General features: G+C 36.5%; 17 protein-coding genes. 3 read left to right on the top strand and 14 right to left on the bottom strand.

What is annotated here, in order from left to right:
- Positions 1 to 60: 60 nt before the first annotated feature.
- Positions 61 to 1,569, bottom strand: a complete 1,509-nt coding sequence (locus tag ACKVQX_RS12365) for a DUF1846 domain-containing protein (RefSeq protein WP_087682039.1) — start codon at positions 1,567 to 1,569, stop codon at positions 61 to 63.
- Positions 1,570 to 1,758: 189 nt separating this feature from the next.
- Between ACKVQX_RS12365 and ACKVQX_RS12360 the strand changes: the two genes are divergently transcribed.
- Positions 1,759 to 2,304: a hypothetical protein gene (locus ACKVQX_RS12360; protein WP_325943767.1), complete on the top strand. Its 546-nt coding sequence runs from the start codon at positions 1,759 to 1,761 to the stop codon at positions 2,302 to 2,304.
- 54 nt (positions 2,305 to 2,358) lie between these two features.
- Here the strand turns inward: ACKVQX_RS12360 and ACKVQX_RS12355 are convergent, their stop codons facing one another.
- Complete coding sequence (locus ACKVQX_RS12355) at positions 2,359 to 3,840, bottom strand: phytoene desaturase family protein (protein ID WP_409136372.1); 1,482 nt, start codon at positions 3,838 to 3,840, stop codon at positions 2,359 to 2,361.
- Between the two features lie 216 nt (positions 3,841 to 4,056).
- Here ACKVQX_RS12355 and rluF point away from each other — a divergent pair, with 216 nt between their 5' ends.
- Entirely contained in the window at positions 4,057 to 4,764 is a 708-nt protein-coding gene (gene rluF / locus ACKVQX_RS12350; protein ID WP_068456946.1) for a 23S rRNA pseudouridine(2604) synthase RluF, read from the top strand.
- A 200-nt stretch (positions 4,765 to 4,964) separates the two neighbouring features.
- Here the strand turns inward: rluF and rlmH are convergent, their stop codons facing one another.
- The 8 genes from rlmH to yycF form a co-directional block, all read right to left on the bottom strand.
- The gene (gene rlmH / locus ACKVQX_RS12345) at positions 4,965 to 5,444 is read right to left on the bottom strand and encodes a 23S rRNA (pseudouridine(1915)-N(3))-methyltransferase RlmH (protein WP_087682057.1); all 480 of its coding nucleotides are present in this window, start codon (positions 5,442 to 5,444) and stop codon (positions 4,965 to 4,967) included.
- An 89-nt stretch (positions 5,445 to 5,533) separates the two neighbouring features.
- Positions 5,534 to 5,698, bottom strand: coding sequence for a CxxH/CxxC protein (locus tag ACKVQX_RS12340; RefSeq protein WP_082701495.1), 165 nt, complete (start codon positions 5,696 to 5,698; stop codon positions 5,534 to 5,536).
- Positions 5,699 to 5,844: 146 nt separating this feature from the next.
- Positions 5,845 to 7,065: a S1C family serine protease gene (locus ACKVQX_RS12335; RefSeq protein WP_068456940.1), complete on the bottom strand. Its 1,221-nt coding sequence runs from the start codon at positions 7,063 to 7,065 to the stop codon at positions 5,845 to 5,847.
- A 185-nt stretch (positions 7,066 to 7,250) separates the two neighbouring features.
- Complete coding sequence (locus ACKVQX_RS12330; protein WP_068456937.1) at positions 7,251 to 8,039, bottom strand: MBL fold metallo-hydrolase; 789 nt, start codon at positions 8,037 to 8,039, stop codon at positions 7,251 to 7,253.
- A gap of 12 nt (positions 8,040 to 8,051) precedes the next feature.
- Positions 8,052 to 8,945 carry a two-component system regulatory protein YycI gene (locus tag ACKVQX_RS12325; RefSeq protein WP_087682059.1) on the bottom strand — a complete coding sequence of 298 codons (894 nt, stop codon included), beginning with the start codon at positions 8,943 to 8,945 and terminating at the stop codon, positions 8,052 to 8,054.
- Complete coding sequence (locus ACKVQX_RS12320) at positions 8,932 to 10,287, bottom strand: YycH family regulatory protein (RefSeq protein ID WP_087682060.1); 1,356 nt, start codon at positions 10,285 to 10,287, stop codon at positions 8,932 to 8,934. Before ACKVQX_RS12320 ends, ACKVQX_RS12325 begins: the two co-directional genes overlap by 14 nt.
- Positions 10,287 to 12,116: a cell wall metabolism sensor histidine kinase WalK gene (walK, locus tag ACKVQX_RS12315; protein WP_068456929.1), complete on the bottom strand. Its 1,830-nt coding sequence runs from the start codon at positions 12,114 to 12,116 to the stop codon at positions 10,287 to 10,289. Before walK ends, ACKVQX_RS12320 begins: the two co-directional genes overlap by 1 nt.
- Positions 12,117 to 12,122: 6 nt before the next feature.
- Positions 12,123 to 12,833 (bottom strand): response regulator YycF, encoded by a 711-nt coding sequence (yycF, locus tag ACKVQX_RS12310; protein WP_068456927.1) that lies wholly within the window; start codon positions 12,831 to 12,833, stop codon positions 12,123 to 12,125.
- A 311-nt stretch (positions 12,834 to 13,144) separates the two neighbouring features.
- On the opposite strand from yycF, the gene ACKVQX_RS12305 reads away from it, so the two are divergent.
- The gene (locus ACKVQX_RS12305) at positions 13,145 to 13,552 is read left to right on the top strand and encodes a hypothetical protein (RefSeq protein ID WP_068456923.1); all 408 of its coding nucleotides are present in this window, start codon (positions 13,145 to 13,147) and stop codon (positions 13,550 to 13,552) included.
- A gap of 54 nt (positions 13,553 to 13,606) precedes the next feature.
- On the opposite strand, the gene ACKVQX_RS12300 is transcribed toward ACKVQX_RS12305, so the two are convergent.
- The 4 genes from ACKVQX_RS12300 to ACKVQX_RS12285 form a co-directional block, all read right to left on the bottom strand.
- Entirely contained in the window at positions 13,607 to 14,899 is a 1,293-nt protein-coding gene (locus tag ACKVQX_RS12300) for an adenylosuccinate synthase (protein WP_068456921.1), read from the bottom strand.
- A 136-nt stretch (positions 14,900 to 15,035) separates the two neighbouring features.
- Positions 15,036 to 16,397, bottom strand: a complete 1,362-nt coding sequence (dnaB, locus tag ACKVQX_RS12295; protein ID WP_068456918.1) for a replicative DNA helicase — start codon at positions 16,395 to 16,397, stop codon at positions 15,036 to 15,038.
- Between the two features lie 12 nt (positions 16,398 to 16,409).
- The gene (gene rplI, locus ACKVQX_RS12290; RefSeq protein WP_068456915.1) at positions 16,410 to 16,859 is read right to left on the bottom strand and encodes a 50S ribosomal protein L9; all 450 of its coding nucleotides are present in this window, start codon (positions 16,857 to 16,859) and stop codon (positions 16,410 to 16,412) included.
- The gene (locus tag ACKVQX_RS12285) at positions 16,856 to 18,832 is read right to left on the bottom strand and encodes a DHH family phosphoesterase (RefSeq protein WP_068456912.1); all 1,977 of its coding nucleotides are present in this window, start codon (positions 18,830 to 18,832) and stop codon (positions 16,856 to 16,858) included. The genes rplI and ACKVQX_RS12285 overlap by 4 nt, the downstream gene beginning before the upstream one ends.
- Between the last annotated feature and the right edge of the window lie 9 nt (positions 18,833 to 18,841).

The following is an 18,841-nucleotide window of genomic DNA, read 5'->3' as shown; positions in this document are numbered from 1 at the left end:
TTTCTTTTATTGTACATGAAAAAATGTAGCCTTCTCTTGCAAAGAAGACTACATATATCATTAGTTATAGAATAAATTATCAGTTGGATAGATTGGATCGTTCGTTACGTCCATACCTAAGTTTTTCAATGTTTGCTCATTCTCACGATTTAAAATAACTGTTGAATGCGCCTGTGTATCTTGTAAGTTTGGTAATTGCTTATAAGCTAACTCAGACGTTGGATTCGTTACTGCGCTAATTGATAACGCAATTAACACTTCGTTCGCCGTTAATGTCGGTACACGACTATTTAGCTCATCTGTTTTTAAGCGTTGAATTGTTTCTAAAATCATTGGTGATAATAGTTTAATTTCATCTGAAATATTCGCTAATTTCTTCAAGCTATTTAAGATGGCTGCAGCTGATGCATCCATTAACTTTGTTGTACGCCCTGTAATCATTTCACCGTTCGGTAATTCTACAGCGATTACAGCTTGTAAATTCGTGCTACCTTCTTGTTCCTGTAATTGCTTCGCATATTCACGCGCAGGTAATACCGGCGCACGATCTTCTTTTTTCAAATTCGTTTCTTCTAAAATCACTTGCATGTGACGTACGCTATCTTCATCAGCTAAACCTTTTTTATAATCATTCTCTACGCTAAAACTACGACGAATAATCTCTTGGCGCGCTGCTTCTTGTACGATTTCATCATCTGTAATTCCTGATTTCAGACGGTTTACACCCATATCTGTTGGTGATTGATATACCGATTCTTTACCTGTAATACGCTCAATAATACGTTTAATGACAGGGAATGTTTCCATATCACGATTGTAGTTTACAGCGACTTTCCCATAAGCTTCATAGTGATAGTTATCAATTAGGTTCACATCTTTTAAATCGACTGTTGCTGCTTCATATGCGATATTTACAGGATGTTTTAAAGGTAAGTTCCAAACAGGGAATGTCTCAAACTTCGCATAACCCACTTTATTACCTAAACGATGTTCATGATACATCTGATTCAAACACGTCGCTAACTTACCGCTAGCTGGTCCTGGAGCTGTTACAACGACGATTGGCTTCGTTGTTTCGATATATGGATTCTTCGCAAATCCTTCTTCACCAATGACTTCTTCTACGTTTGTAGGGTAACCTTTGATTTGGCTATGTGTGAACACACGAATACCACTACGCTCTAACTTCGTCATAAATACTTTTGCTGTCGGTTGTCCTTCATAACGTGTTAAAAGTACGCTATTCACAGAAATACCGTATGCGCGGTACTCGTCGATTAAACGCAGTACATCTTGGTCATAGGTAATCCCGTAATCTTCACGTACTTTATTACGCTCGATATCTCCTGCATACACACAAATGATAATCTCTGCATTATCTTTTAATGTGTTTAATAATTTGATTTTCGCATCTTCATCAAAGCCTGGTAACACACGCTTTGCATGTTTATCACCGATTAATTTCCCACCAAATTCTAAGTATAACTTATCATACTGCTCTACTCGTTCTAGGATATAAGCAGATTGTTCTTGCAAATACTTCTCGATATCAAATCCAACTTTTTTCATTTGATTTCTGCGCGCCCTTTCTCTCAAGCTCTTTCCTCAAATGGTTGCCCATTTCGAAAGAATGCTCACTAAAATACATCTTTTATCATTATAAGGCTTTCAAAAAAATAGACAAAGGAAAAATGAAAGAAACTGAAAAAGGATTACTATATGTTATAGTCAAAGAATATTAAAAAGAAGGTGATTCATATGATTCAAACAGCTGAAATAACAACAACACCAATATCCGGACTCTATCCAGAACAGATCTTTGATGCACCCATCCATACAGAACATTGGACATGGGTAAAATTCGAAACTGATTCTTATGACACATTCTATGGTCAGTTCAAAGGTGAACCTAGACAAATCGCCATCTCCAATGAAAATGACTGTTGCTATGTACTAACTGATCTTTTACTTTATGAAATTAATCGTGCACAGCCCAGACAATTCACTACACTCAATTATGATGATGTAGGTGGCTTACTTCGAAACGTTACACTCACACCATCTGGTCAAGTTATGTTATCCGATTACTATACTATTTTCATCTCCAAACAAAAAAATTTAGATACTTCAAAGGAATTTGAACAACAAATCACCCCTATTGAAACGCCTATTATGATTGACTATATTGAATTTAAAGAATGGAATAACCACTTACTCTCGATTCACGCACTCGAATTTCTTACACAACAACCTGTTCAGCTCATTTTTAATGCACAAACAAACGAAATCACACAAATTATTTAGAAAAAAACTCAAATAAAGCTGAATAATTTAATATATGTTCTGGACTTTATTTTTTCATTTTAAACGATGTGTATGCATAATAGCGCGTGCTGCGTGGTAACCACTCAATGCCGATGATAGTGTTCCCGGTCCCGGAAAGGCTTGTTCACCTACAATATAGAGTTGTGGCAAAGGTGAACGAACACTTTTCGGTTTTGTAATAGCATTTCTCACTGTTAACGGGAAACCACCGACACTCGTTTTCCCCATATACTTTTTATATGTTAAAGGTGTTCCAGATTCTTCATAAATTAAATAATCTTTTATATTAATTACTTTTTGAATCTCCTTAAACATCGCATCCGTTATTTGCTGTTTGATTGCTTTATATACATCTTTTGATTCCTTTCTCCATCCATCTTCATTTGCATGAATGGAAATCGTCATCATGATTTCTTCTGATACCTTCTCCCCTTGGTCGTCGTAAGCAGGTTGAAACGTTGCATATACAGGTCCATGAACATCTGAAAATAATACCGTTTGTTCTTTACTCGGCACAATTTGAAGCGCAAAAGGAAGCGGTCTTCCCTGTAATTCCTGATGCCAAAATGTATCTTTTAACAGTGCATCTACACGAAAGGCACCCCAAGAAAATGAATCTGAATCGGCGTAGCTTGTTCCCTTGCCGAATGAAATTCCAGTGTTATTAATGACGATGTCGAATTCACCACTTCGCTTTCGACTTGTCACATGCCACTTTTTCTGTTCATATGTCAGCTCTTTTACCGTCGCTGCTAAAATGACCTCACCGCCAAGCTCAACAATACGCTCGGCTAGTACTTCGCATAATTGCCCCATACCTTTTTCAATATAGAAACTACCACGTCTATAGATTGCTAATGCTAAGCTAGAAGGTAGTAAAGCAGCCTCTGTACAATCCGTCTGTGCTGCATCCATTAACTGTGCATCAATCAACTGACGAAGCGGCTCATACGATTCTAAATGATATTTACGTAATAAATCCTCCACTGTCCACGTCGCATAGCGCGCCAAATGTAACATCGCTTTTGGATGTGTTAGTGCATAACTTGGTAACTTCCCTAAATCATAAGGACGACTAATCGGCATCGATACACCCGTAGCTGTTACACCGTACACATATTCACTAATCTGCTCAAGTTTTTTCCAAAAAGCTTGCACATCTTTTTGACGTTCTGGTAGTATCTGTTGCAATTCTTCATCCCATCTTTTTTGATCCTGATAAATCGAGATTCGACGATCCGATAAGATGATATCCATTGGATGTTGCAACAACTGGAATGGCAAATCAAGTTGAAGTTCTTTTATTAAAGGGTCGAGTAACCCCTGTTCTTCTAACCCAAAAGCAATCGTCGCACCAGTAGGAAACGTGCGCCCTTTTCGCACATACGAACCCGCCGAACCACCAACCTTTGTAGCCTTTTCAAGAACCATCACCTGATAACCCTTCTTCGCCAAAAAAGCACCAGCCATCAAGCCACCAACACCCGCACCAATAATACAAACCGTTTTACCCAAGAGGAACCTCTCCCTTTCCAAGACATCGATTCATGTAATTGTTTTCATGTTTATTAAAGCATAAACAAGATGTATGTATAAAGAAAAGCATCTTATTTAGAGAGACTATGATGACAATCCATAATTCAATTACCTACACAATAGTATGTAATTTATCCTTAAAATAAAGTATAGTTAGTATTTAATAAAACAATCCATGAATAAGGATGTGGCAACATGCGTATTAATAAATATATAAGTGAATCTGGGAAGACTTCTAGACGAGGCGCTGATAAATTAATTACCGAAGGCCGAGTTAAAATTAATGGTAAACGTGCAACTATAGGTAGCCAAGTCGAACCTGGGGATGAAGTTGAAGTAGATGGAAATATTGTCCGAGTGGCACGAAATAATGTCTATATTGCCTTAAATAAACCTGTAGGCATTACGAGTACAACCGAAAAAGGTGTAAAAGGAAATATTGTTGATTTAGTCAATCATCCATTAAGAATATTCAATATTGGACGTCTGGATAAAGATTCAGAAGGCTTAATACTTATGACAAACGATGGTGACATTGTAAACGAAATTCTACGTTCTGAAAATAGACATGAAAAAGAATATATCGTTTCAGTAGATAGACCTATTACGCCTGAATTCTTGAAGAAGATGTCGGAAGGTGTCAAAATATTAGGCACAACAACCCTTCCATGTGAAGTCGTTCAACTATCAAAATATGATTTTAAAATCATTTTAACACAGGGATTAAATCGTCAAATTCGCCGCATGTGCGCTGAATTAGGATACGAAGTTTACCGATTACAAAGAATTCGCATCATGAACATTGAATTAGGCAAACTTCCTCCTGGTCAATGGAGAGATTTATCTAAAAAAGAGCGAACTCAATTATTTAGAGAATTAAACTACGAACCAAAAGAATGGTAAAGTAGAATGATTATTGGATTGATATCTAATTAAGAAACTCAAAAACCGCACTTACTTGTGATGACAGTAAGTGCGGTTTTTTGAGCTTAGTAAGTTATATTGGAACAAATGTTGTAACTCCTACAGATTTTTATTCTTATTCTCTAGCTAATAAAAATAAATCACAAACTACTGTAATTGATGGTTTATTAAAATAGCACTTACTTATGATACGGTTCACCTTTCATAATTCGAAAGCTGCGGTAAATCTGTTCGGTCAGGACGAGTTTCATGAGTTGGTGAGGGAGTGTCATTTTGCCGAACGAGATTTTGGTGTCGGCGCGTTTGAGTACGTCGTCATGTAGTCCGAGTGATCCGCCAATAATGAAGATGATTTTGCTTTGTCCATAGGTTAAGAGGTTCTCAATCTCTTTTGACATCTCTTCCGATGTGCGTTGTTTTCCGTCGATTGCGAGTGCAAAAACGTAAGCATCTTGTGGTACTTTAGCTAAGATGCGTTCTGCTTCTTTTTTCTTCACAATCTCCATTTCTGCTTCACTTAATTGTTCAGGTGCTTTTTCGTCCGCTACTTCAATTAAGTCTAACTTCGTATAACTACCCAGACGTTTCGCATATTCATCAATGCCCAATTTCAAATACTTTTCTTTTAATTTTCCAACTGAAATGATACTAATCCCCACGTATTCGTCACTCTTTTCCTTTATTTGTTAGCGAGTTATCCACAAAACTTATACACATATCCACAAAACACCCTATATGTTGTAGGGGATTATTTGTTCCCTACAACATATTCTGCTGGGGCTTCACAGTATGCACATGATGTGGACAACTGTTCGCTTTCTTCTAGCTTATTTAAAATTGGAAAATCTTTTTCCTTTTCTAGGAACACATCAATCGCATGTCCTGTATGGTTTTCACAGCATTTAATCTCCATAATCTAACATCCTTTCTATTTTCAGAATTTATAAAAAGTTATACACAATTCACATTTTTTATCCACACATCATTGTAACAAACAAAAAAGACTGTCGCAAAGTGTATCCACACTTTCTACGACAATCTCTTTTGAAGTTATCCACATTATTTAGAAATCGTACTTGTTAGTTTCATCGTTTTCGTTACAAGTTTACCGTCTTGGTAAGCTTTCACTGTAACTGAATCGCCCACTTTTTTACTGTATAGGATTTTACGTAATTCAACTGAGCTACCGACTTTTTGTCCATCCATCTCAACAATTACATCGTATTGTTTAATACCTGCTTTTTCAGCAGCTGAACCATTTTCAACTTGTGCCATGACAACGCCTTCTGTCACGTCTTCAGGCAACTTTAATGTTTCTTTTTGATAGAATGCAGGTACTTCTGTTAAGTCGATTAACGATACGCCCATCGCTGGTCGTTGTACTTTACCTTTCGCTTCTAGCTCACTAATGATTGGAATTACTGTGTTACTTGGAATAGAGAATCCTAAACCTTCAACTGTAGATTGTGAAATCTTCATTGAGTTAATACCAATTACTTGTCCTGCTAGATTGATTAACGCACCACCTGAGTTACCTGGGTTAATCGCTGCATCTGTTTGTAATACTTCCGCATTCCAGTCTGCATTACCATCACCGTTAATATCCATTGGTACTGTTCGTTCTGTACCTGAGATAACACCTGTTGTTACAGAGCCATATAAATCTAAACCAAGTGGGTTACCAATCGCAATTACTGTTTCCCCTTGTTTTAGTTTATCCGAATCACCGAATTTCGCTACTGTCGTTGCATATTTTTCATCCATTGAGATAACAGCTAAGTCTGTCCATTGATCTGTACCTACTAATTTTGCTTCTACTTTTTTATTGTTTGGTAATGTTACTTCTAAACGATCTGCATCTTCTACAACGTGATTATTCGTTACGATGTATGCTTTACCGTTCGCTTTTTTATAAATAACACCTGAACCACTGCCTGATTCTTCTGTTGTGCTTGAATCACGGTTATCTGTGCTTCCACCAAATGCACCACCGAAGATATCATTCGCTGTTTGGCGTTTTTGAATATTTGTAATCCCAACAACTGCATCCTTCGTCTTATCAACAGCTTTTGTGACATCTGTCGTTACTTCTGTGGATAGTTGTTCTGTTTTTACAGGATTCGTTGTATTATTACTTCCTGTATTCGAGATAGAAGGTACAATCAACCAGACAAGTAATGCGCCGACAATTACACCGATTAAACCCGTGAAAAAGTAGCCTACTTTACTTCCCTTTTTTTGTTGCCGTCTTCCATGTTCTGTATCATCATAGTATCCCATTTGTTTTCCTCCCTCTATTCTTTTGTTATTCTTACTATACCTGTCAAACATGAAAATTAGATGAAAATTGCTTTAAAATACCCTCAAAATTTCATGATATCTCATTTATTCCCCTTCTCGAATAGATAAAAACTATCTCTTCAAAATATAAAAAGAACAATCGCATTTTACGATTGTTCTTCAAATTAAACCATTACTAACTTCGTTGGCTCCTCTGCATCCGTATCATGTAGATGAACAAATTCACCTGGCATGATGCCAACAGATTGCAGCGTTTGTGCCACGCTAAGTCTTGCTAAATCTTTCATATTATTATCTTTACTTAGATGCGATAAGTAAATATGCGTATCTTTTTCAAATACCACATCACTCATTGCAATTGCCGCATCTTCATTACTCACATGCCCCACATCGCTTAAAATACGACGTTTTGTAGACCACGGGTATGAGCCCATCTGCAACATATTCACATCATGATTACTTTCGAATACGAATGCATCTGCTCCGCGTATAATCCCCTTCATACGGTCACTCACGTAGCCTGTATCCGTAATCACTGCTAACTTACGACCATTCTCATGGAATGTATAAAACATCGGATCTGCGGCATCATGTGACACACCAAACGATTCAATCTCTAATGTTCCAAAAGCCTGAACCGTCTCCATATTGAATTGAAAACGCTGGTCTAATGGAATATTCCCAACAGATGGTGTCATCGCTTGCCACGTCTTCTCATTCGCAAAGACCGGCACATTATATTTACGTGCTAATACCCCAACACCTTTGATATGGTCTGAATGTTCATGTGTGACAAGAATACCTGATAATTTTTTAATATCGCGATCAATTTTGGCAAATAGCTGCTCCATCTTTTTACCTGTCAGCCCTGCATCTACGATGAAAGCCTGATCGCCACTTTCAACATAAACAGCATTACCCGTACTACCACTCGCCAATACACTAAACTTCATGTGAAAGACTCCTTACTTACTTAATTCAGATTGCTTTGCATCTACATTTGAGCGAACTCTCTCTTTATATTCTACATCCGTAGCTGCTTTATTTTTGAATTGAATATTTTTTTCAATATCTAATATTTGATTATCTACTGCGTTCACAAAAAAGTCCTGTTGTTTTTTACGTCCATTTTCATCTGGTACCATAGCACGAATATGCCATGTTGGAGACAATACTTGCGTTTCTGTTAATGGAACTAATGTTGAATAGCCCAAATTCACAAATGAAATGGTTGTATGGTCTTTTAAATAACCTTTTTCAAAAATAGTTTTAATCGCTTGAATTGGTTTAATCAACATACTTTTCTCACCAACAGCTTTTAAAGAACCAAACATCGTTTGCTCATACTTTGTAATCTCTTCTTTTTCAGACCAATAAACTTTAATGGTCGCACTTTGATTATAAAAGATTGTTTTATCGTTCATCACTTGGAAAAATGTCGCTTCGCGTGCCGATTTATTAATCTGCCATAGTCGATATTCTTCACCTTTGAAAACCGTCCTTTTTAAGAACTCAGTTAGTGTTTTTTCATTTAGCGCTTCTAGTTTTTCTGGTTTTTTCATTGTTCCTTCAATAATCATATTATCACTTACTGTAATAATTTGATTTTTCGTCACTTGATCAAAATCAAAATTATCAAAGGTATTAATTTTTCCTGATACGTATGTTACTTTCTCCGTCGAAACAGGTAAATTCCCTACTGAGATATTCGCATTTTTTAAATCACTCTCAATATTGGATTCACCAAGTACTTCTAGCTCTTGTTCTTCATTGTAATTATTAATATACACCGAGTATAAGAATACATTCAAAATAGAGAATACGATGATAAAGATGGTTTTTGTTTTACTCCAATCCATCTGTATCACCTCCTACTTGTGCATCTTTCGGGTTAATTGGATACCATACACCATCTAAACGATAAAACCATGTCGGTTCAAATAAATAAATAGATGAGCGCCCTTCATCTTGTTTCATTGTTAATCCAACACGAAGTGCAGTAATTTTATTGAAGTCAATTTCATTACTTGCCATCAGTTTTTGAACGACATCAATACCTGAAATTAGCTTAATCTCCTTATTTTCCTCTTGTGGTAAATAAGCTAATTTATATGTCGGACGAATGTAACGATAGATGCGACCATTCCCCCAGAATGCTTCAATTTTAGCTGTACCTAAATCTGTTTTTAGCACTGGTAAATTTTCTATATACAGTTGATACACTACTTCTTGTGCATTATAGTCCACGTTGGCATAACGATAATCGCCTGTCCAGCCACCGTGTAAGTTAATAAAATTAAACGTTGATGCAATCAAATTACTCTTTTGAATATTTTCTTGATTCTCTGTAGCTGTCGCATCTACAAATGTTGCGAGATAGCGATTTTTATCAATTGTCATAATCGATTTATCATCAGTGTATTTATCAATACCTGCTTCTAAATCTGGACTCATCTTTACAATACCTGGCATCGTAAAGAGTGCATTTTTAAAATCCTCAATGCTAATCGCTGAAATCAGATATTTATACTGTGTTAATTTTTGCGTTTGAGTTGGTAAGAATAGTGTATTTGCATTATCTCTTTGAATTGGTTCATATGATGCTAAATCTTGGAATGATCCTAACACATCATTTTTAAAACCGTTCTCACTTTTCACTTTCACTTTTCCTCTGTATAACTGCTTCTGTTTTACATTAGAAAAAAGAATTGTTAATTCATTCTTAGGGATATCTGATTCTTCTGTAGACCAACTGATAATGACCTGATCGAAATTAATTTCAGGTACTTTCTTACTTGTCACAGGAAGTAAACTTTGAAATACAGGCATTGGTACTTCTCCATCGAATTGAAGAACAATTCGTTGATCTACTAATAGTTGATCATTTAATTTTTGTAAATTAAAGTTACTACTAACAGTTGAAATATCCGTCAGTTGCCATTTCTTCATCTCAGTAAATAGTGGAGCCATTTCTTCTGTATCAATGGTTCCACGCCAGTCACCTTCTTGATGAATTAATAGACGAGCAGGCTGAATAATTTCAGGTAATGTTCGTTTTTTGTCCATCAGTACACCTGCTGGCTCTGGCTTTTCTACTTTTTCATAGTTTGGATGGTATGACCAAATGGAGAATGTTAATAAAATACTTAGACCAACTAGAATAATTAATACAACGGTTTTACTTTGTTCTAAATACTTCATTATTCCCACTCACCATCCTCTTCTGCATTATTTGGTAATGTAAAGAATACAGATGTGCCTTTTCCCTCTACTGATTCAGCCCAGATGCGTCCACCATGTGCATTAATCATTTCACGTGAAATGGCTAGTCCAAGACCTGTTCCACCCATAGAGCGCGCGCGTGCTTTATCTACGCGATAGAAGCGGTCAAAAATGCGATCAACATTCTCTTTTGGAATTCCCATACCCGTATCTTTAATTTCGACTAAAATCTCGTCATCAATATTTGTTAATTTAAAGCGAATAGATCCACCATCTGGTGAATACTTCAACGCATTTGAAATAATATTATCAATAACTTGTGTGATTTTATCCGTATCAATTTCAACATAAATAGGTGTAGTTGGTAGCTCACGAATAAATTCTACTTCTTTAGATTTCGACATCTCAAATCGATTAATAATACGATCAAAGAATTTAACGAAATCAACGAAATCTGTATTCAATTCATATTCACGACTATCCATACGAGATAGTTGCAGTAAGTCTGTAACCAGACGAATCATACGCTCTGTTTCTGTACGTGTTACATTTAAAAATGTTGGTGCAATATTTTCATCACGCCATGCACCATCTGCTAGCGCTTCTAAATAACTGCGCATCGTTGTAAGCGGTGTGCGTAACTCATGTGATACATTTGAAACGAAGTCACGACGTTCCATTTCAATTTTTTCTTGTTCTGTGATGTCATGTAATACGGCAATTAAACCATTCACAAAACCTGTCTCTTTTTGAATAACAGAGAAGTTTGCTCGCCAAATATAAGGGCGGTCTTGCGTGCTAAAATCTAAATTCACAGCCTCTTGCATATGAATCAAATCTTCAAATGTGTATTCTTCATCTAAGCCCAGAATCTCTGTAATTTGTCGTCCCATTAATTCATTATTTTCAGTCGCAAGTAATTTCTGTGCAGGCGCGTTAATCAAAATAATTTTTCCTTTACGATCTGTTGCAATTACACCATCTGTCATATTCGTTAAGACAGATGCTAACTTCCTTCTCTCACCTTCAGTCGTTGAGTGCGCCTCTTGTAAGCGATTCGTTAAATGGTTAAAAGATACAGCCAGCTGACCGATTTCGTCATTCCCGTATACTTTAACCTTTCTCGAATAATTCCCTTTTGCCATTGCAACAGCTTGCCTACGCATATCCGAAATTGGTTTTGTAATCGTCTTAGCGATGAAAACGCCTAAAATAATTGTAATTAATAAAGCAATTGCTGTACCTACGGCGAGAATTTTATTAATCGTAGCCATTTGTTCAAATACCGTTTCAATATTGGCTTTAACATAGATGACACCAATTGTTTTTCCTTGTGATTGAATAGGTTTTGCAATAATCCATACGCGTTTATCAGTCTTTTTATCAATCGCCATCTTTTCAATTGGTGATGATGTAGAAAGCGCTGAAGTCACTGCGCTTTCTGCGGAACGCTGGCCAATAATCGATTGACTGTTATTATCTGAAGTCGCTAAGATTCTATTATGTGAATCGATTACACGAATTTCACTAATATCTCCCGAACCAGAAGACAATCCACCTAGAATATCGCGTAAATTGGATTCCAGTGTCCCATCATTTTCTTCACGTGACTTAACCATTTCTTCTTTCACGCTAAAATCGACTAGCTTAAGACGATCTGTTACGGAATGCGTAAAGTTGTGCTTAAGCGTAGTCTCTAATTTATTCGCAAAGTATAACCCCATAATTTGCATGGCAATCAATATTAAAAGTACATAAATCAATACAACTTTTGCGTGTACAGATTTAAAAAAACCTACCTTTTGCATTCAACATTACTCCTGTTCAGGATTTCTCAAATAGTACCCCACACCACGACGTGTTACAATCCATGCTGGATGACTTGGATTATCCTCAATTTTTTCACGTAGACGTCGAATTGTTACGTCAACTGTTCGTACATCACCGAAATAGTCATAACCCCAAACAGTTTGTAATAAATGTTCTCGTGTCATCACTTGTCCGATATGTTTCGCTAAATAATGTAACAATTCAAATTCACGATGTGTTAATTCAATTGTTTCATCTCTCTTTAAAACTAAATAAGCTTCTGGTTGGATCGTCAATGAACCTACAACAATATCATTTGAAGACTCTTCTTCCTCTTCAACAGTCGCTGTTGTTTGATGGCGACGCATATTTGCTTTGACACGCGCAACTAACTCACGTGTACTAAACGGCTTCGTTACATAATCATCCGCACCAAGCTCTAAACCCAAAACTTTATCAATTTCAGAGTCTTTCGCTGTAATCATAATAATTGGTGTGTCGTATTTTTTACGTACCTCACGCACTACTTCCATACCATCTCGTTTTGGTAACATGATGTCTAATAAGATTAAATCTGGTTTTTCTGCTTCTACTTTTTCTAAAGCTTCATCACCATCATAAGCTGTTACTACACTGTAACCTTCTTTTGTTAAATTAAATTGTAATATATCTGCAATCGGTTTTTCATCATCCACTACTAAGATTTTCTTATCCAAATTCTTTCATCCTTTCTCTCTAAAATACACTGTTTTATTTACATTCACTCTCTATTTACTCTAACATGATTTCAATTCTGACGCACCTTTAGGTAATATTTTGTAATTTATTCCCCAGGAAATATTATAATACATAAGAATGAACTCTTCTAACTTATCATATATTATAAATACTACCCATTTTGAAATTGTATTGTAAAGAAATTGAAACTTTCTATACATATACTTTTGTTATGAAAATAATCCAAAAGGGTACTATTCGACATGAATCAACTTCATTTTCCAAACATTTAAGGAAAGGTGGCCCATCTTTGGTTAAGAATCGTACATTACTTCTCATTGCTTGTTTTGTATGGCTTATTGCAGGAATTAATATTGTACGCATTGGCTTACTTGCTTATGTTGGACATATAACTGCCCTCAATATTATTTTATCAATTATTGTCTTTTGTTTGTTTTGGTTTTTGATTTTTAATCGCCTCGTTAATAAACATACGATTCGAATTGCTGGCTATGAGACAGAAAAACAATATTTTTGGTATTTCTTTGATTTAAAATCGTTTATTATCATGGCTGTTATGATGACACTCGGTATTACCATTCGTGTCATGAATTTAATGCCCGAATCCTTTATTGCATATTTCTATACAGGTTTAGGTACAGCCTTAACCCTTGCAGGAATTAAATTCGGGATTCGTTATCTTCGTTTTGATACGTAGGTATAAAAAAGCAGGAACCGCTTCTCATGCGATTCCTGCTTTCTTTATATGATACTAAATCTCGTCCCAAATATTTAATAATACATTCGTTTGATCACGGTCAGGACCAACTGAGAATGTAGCAATTCGAATACCTGTTAATTCACTTACACGCTCTACATACTTACGTGCGTTTTCCGGTAAATCTTCTAAACGACGAACACCTGTGATATCTTCGTCCCATCCAGGAAGTTCTTCATAAATCGGTTTGCATTGTTCAATAATGTGTAAGTTTGCAGGATATTCTGTAATACGTTCACCATTGTAATCGTAAGCTACACAAATTTTCACTGTATCTAAACCTGATAAAACGTCAATTGAGTTTAGTGCTAGGTCTGTAATACCTGAAACACGACGAGAGTGACGTACAACCACTGTATCAAACCAACCAACACGGCGTGGACGACCTGTTGTTGTACCGTATTCACGACCGACCTCGCGAATTTGGTTCCCTACTTCATCAAATAGTTCAGTTGGGAATGGACCATCACCTACACGTGAAGTATATGCTTTTGATACGCCGATTACACGATTAATAGAAGCTGGGCCAACACCTGTACCTGTTGTAACACCACCTGCTACTGGGTTTGAAGATGTTACATATGGATATGTTCCATGATCTACATCTAATAGTACGCCTTGAGCACCTTCAAATAATACTTTGCCGCCTTCATCCATGACATCATTTAAGATCTTAGAAGTATCTGTTACATAAGGAGCAATCTCTTGACCATACGCATAGAATTTTTCAAAAATATCATCAAACTCTAATCCTTCTACTTCGTAGAATTTCGTGAATAAACGGTTTTTCAATTCTAAGTTTGTACGTAATTTTTCTTCAAATACATCCTTATCAAGTAAGTCTGCAATACGAATACCAATACGTTGTACTTTATCTGTATAACATGGCCCAATACCTTTACATGTTGTACCGATTTTTGCATCGCCACGTGAAGCTTCGTCTACTTTATCTTGATGAATGTGGTACGGTAAAATGACGTGCGCACGATTTGAAATACGTAGATTTGACGTATCCACACCACGTTCTTGCAATCCTTTTAATTCTTTTACTAAAGATTCTGGATTGATTACCATTCCATTACCCATTACCGAGCGCTTATCTGAATAAAAAATACCTGATGGAATTAAATGAAGCTTATATGTTTCGCCTTCGAATTGAATTGTATGACCTGCATTGTCACCGCCTGAAAAACGTGCAATGATATCTGCTTGTTTTGAAAGAAAGTCTGTAATCTTCCCTTTACCTTCGTCTCCCCATTGCGTTCCTACTACTACTACTGATGTCATTTTATACAGCACCTCCGTCAGATACTTTGTGTATCCTGATTAAAAACAAAAGTTATTTTAACAACCATCTTCTAAAAAGTCAATTAAAAATACGAACAGATTTCATTTTTACAATTGAAAATGTTCGTATTTAATGTTAGTAACTCGCTGGTGGTGATTCTTGAGACCAATCAACACTCACAAACTTATTAAATTCTTTTTTAAATGCTAATTTTACTGTATCTGTTGGACCATTACGTTGCTTTGCTACAATAATCTCAATTGTATTAGCATCTTCCGTTTCTTTATCATAATAGTCTTCACGATATAAGAAAGCAACGATATCCGCATCTTGCTCAATCGAACCTGATTCACGTAAATCAGACATCATCGGACGTTTATCTTGTCGTTGCTCTACACCACGTGATAACTGCGATAAAGCAATAACAGGTACTTCAAGCTCCCTAGCAAGTGCTTTAAGAGAACGTGAAATCTCAGAAACCTCTTGTTGACGGTTCTGTCCTGATGAACCACTACCCTGAATTAACTGAAGATAATCAATTAAGATCATCCCAAGACCACTTTCTTGTTTTAAGCGCCGACATTTAGCTCGAATTTCATTTACACGGACACCAGCCGCATCATCAATATAAATACCTGCATGCGATAAACTTCCCATAGCCATCGTTAATTTTCGCCAGTCTTCTGTTGTTAATGCACCTGTACGTAATACTTGTGCATCAATATTACCTTCAGCACACAACATACGCATAACAAGTTGATCTGCACCCATCTCTAGTGAGAATATGGCTACATTCTCAGTTGTTTGCGTCCCTACTGCTTGTGCAACATTCAAGGCAAATGCTGTCTTACCTACAGATGGTCTGGCTGCTACAATGATGAGATCACCACGCTGAAAACCAGCTGTTAAGCGATCTAAGTCGCGGAAACCTGTTGGAATACCCGTAATGTCTCCTTTACGATTTTGGAGCTTTTCCACATTCTCGTACGTCTGTACAAGAACATCTTTTACATGCTTAAAGTCCCCTGAATTACTACGATTGGCTACTTCCATTATTTGCTTTTCAGCTTCAGCTAATAATTCTGCTACTTCATCTTCTCTTGTAAAACTATCTTCTACAATTTTTGTAGCTGTACGAATTAACTTACGCAGTAATGATTTTTGGGCAACGATTTCTGAATAGTACGCGATGTTAGCCGCTGTCGGTACGGCATTGGCTAATTCCGTCATATATGAAATACCACCGACATCGTCTAATTGATTACGGCTTGAAAGTTCTTCCGTTACGGTTACGACATCGATGGCTTTTCCTAAATCACTCAAGCGTAGCATCGTTTCAAAAATCAAACGATGCGCTGCTTGATAAAAATCATCTGCTAATAATGTTTCAGAGGCTGTAATTAAAGCCTGTGGTTCAAGGAAGATCGCACCCAATACTGATTGCTCAGCTTCTTGGTTGTGCGGTGGAATACGGTCCATTAATGGATCATTATTCATATTTGTCTCCCCTTATTTTTGCTCTGTTACATGCACTTTCAATGTTGCTGTAACTTCTGGATGTAATTTCACAGGAACTTTTGTTACACCCAATGTACGAATTGCTTCTGGTAAATCCATTTTGCGCTTATCTACTTTAATACCATGCGCTTTATTTAATTCATCTGCAATTTGTTTTGATGTAATTGAACCAAATAGACGACCACCTTCGCCTGTTTTTGATTTTAATTCTACTGTTAATTCTTCTACTTTTACTTTTAAATCTTTAGCAGCTTGTAATTCTGCTTCTGCGTTTTGCTGCTCTTTACGCTTTTGACCTTGTAATTGGCTCATTGCTTGAGGTGTAGCTTCTACAGCTGATTTATTTTTTAATAATACGTTACGTGCGTAACCATCTGATACTTCTTTAACCTCACCTTTTTTACCTTGTCCTTTAACGTCTTTTAAGAAAATTACTTTCATGATTCTTGACTCCCCTCTAATGTTTCATCAATTGCTTTCTTTAAACGCTCGATTGCTTCTTCGATGGTATCCACTTGTAATTGTGTAGCTGCATTTGTTAAATGACCGCCACCTCCAAGTGCTTCCATAATGATTTGAACGTTAATCTCGCCTAAAGAGCGTGCGCTAATACCTATTTTACCATCACTTCTCGGTGCGACAACAAAGGACGCTGAAATGTCTTTCATCGTAAGTAAAATATCAGCCGTTTGTGCAATTAATACTGAATTATATACTTGGTCTTTTTCACCATGTGCAATCACAATGCCATTATGCACAAATTCTGCTGTTTTGACAATTTGTGCGCGTTCTAAATACGTATTTAAATCTTCTTTTAGTAAGCGTTGAACTAGAATAGTATCTGCACCGTTTGTTCGTAAATATGATGCAGCCTCAAACGTCCTAGCACCCGTTCTAAGCGTAAATGATTTCGTATCGACAATAATCCCTGCTAGTAGTGCTGTTGCTTCTAACATCGAAATCTTATCGTTCTTAGGTTGGTATTCGAGTAATTCTGTGATTAGTTCTGCTGTTGAAGAAGCATATGGCTCCATATATACAAGCATTGGACGGTCAATAAATTCCTCACCACGACGATGATGGTCAATCACGACAACCTTACTCGCTTGATTTACAATGCGTTCGTCAATCGTCATACTCGGCTTATGTGTATCGACAATGACAACGAGCGACTTATCTGTCATTTTATCTAGCACTTGATCTGGTGATAAAAATCGATCGTACAAATCAGACTTATCTTTAACAACTTGCATCAAACGATTAATACTTTGATCAATTTGGTCAAAATCGATGACAACATATCCATCGACTTTATTCATATCCGCCATCTTTCGTACACCAATAGATGAACCAATCGCATCCATATCAGGCATCTTATGCCCCATTACAAATACTTGATCACTATCTTGAATCAAATCACGTAAAGCATGTGAGATAACACGCGCTCTTACACGCGTACGTTTTTCTACAGGGTTTGTTTTACCACCATAGAATTTCACCTTTCCATCAGGTTGTTTAATCGCAACCTGATCTCCACCACGTCCTAAAACAAGATCTAAACTCGATTGTGCTAACTCGCCTAACTCTGTTAAAGAAGGTGAGCCAGCGCCTACACCAATACTTAATGTAAGTGATAAGTTTTGTTGAGCAGTGATTTCACGAATATCATCTAAAATTGCAAATTTCTTTTTTTCTAAATTCGATAAAATGGATTCATTCATAACCGCCATAAAACGATCTGACGAAATACGTTTAATATAAATATCGTGATAGGATCCCCACTTATTCACAAGTGATGTAATCAATGTGTTCGTCTGACTACGTGTTTGGTCATCCATACCTTGCGTAATTTCATCATAGTTATCAATAAATAGCACGGCTAAAACTGTACGATCTTCATAATACAATTCTTCAATTTCAACTTGCTCTGTAATATCAAAGAAATATAGAAGTTTCTCTTCTCTTTTGAATAATACACGATATTGACGATCTTCTACTGTTGCATTCATTTCATGTAAATCTTCATGTGCTGTTAATGAGATTAATTCATCTGATATAAAAGATAAATCGCGGCCAATCAATTCATCACCGTTCATCATCTTTTTAATATGTGGATTTGCCCATTCAATTGTTGTTTCATCATCAATTAAAATGATACCAATTGGCATTTCAAGGAGTGCTTTTTCTCCCACGTTTTCCAAACGATAACTCAGCATCGCAATATGACGTTCCGTTTCCTCGTATGTGTTTTTCTCATACTTCCAAGAAACAAATGTCGTAGCGATTACTAAAACTCCATATAACGTACCAATGATGGGATGCCACACAATAAGACCCACAATACTTGCGATCATCAACAGCGATAAAATTAAAAGAGGATATCTTATTGGTCTTTGTCTAAATCGAGTACCCATAGTTCTCAT

Origin of the sequence: Kurthia sp. ISK08 (assembly GCF_046159805.1) — a bacterium.
GTDB classification, from domain to species: Bacteria; Bacillota; Bacilli; order Bacillales_A; family Planococcaceae; genus Kurthia; species Kurthia gibsonii.
This window is presented reverse-complemented; position numbering and strand designations above follow the sequence as displayed.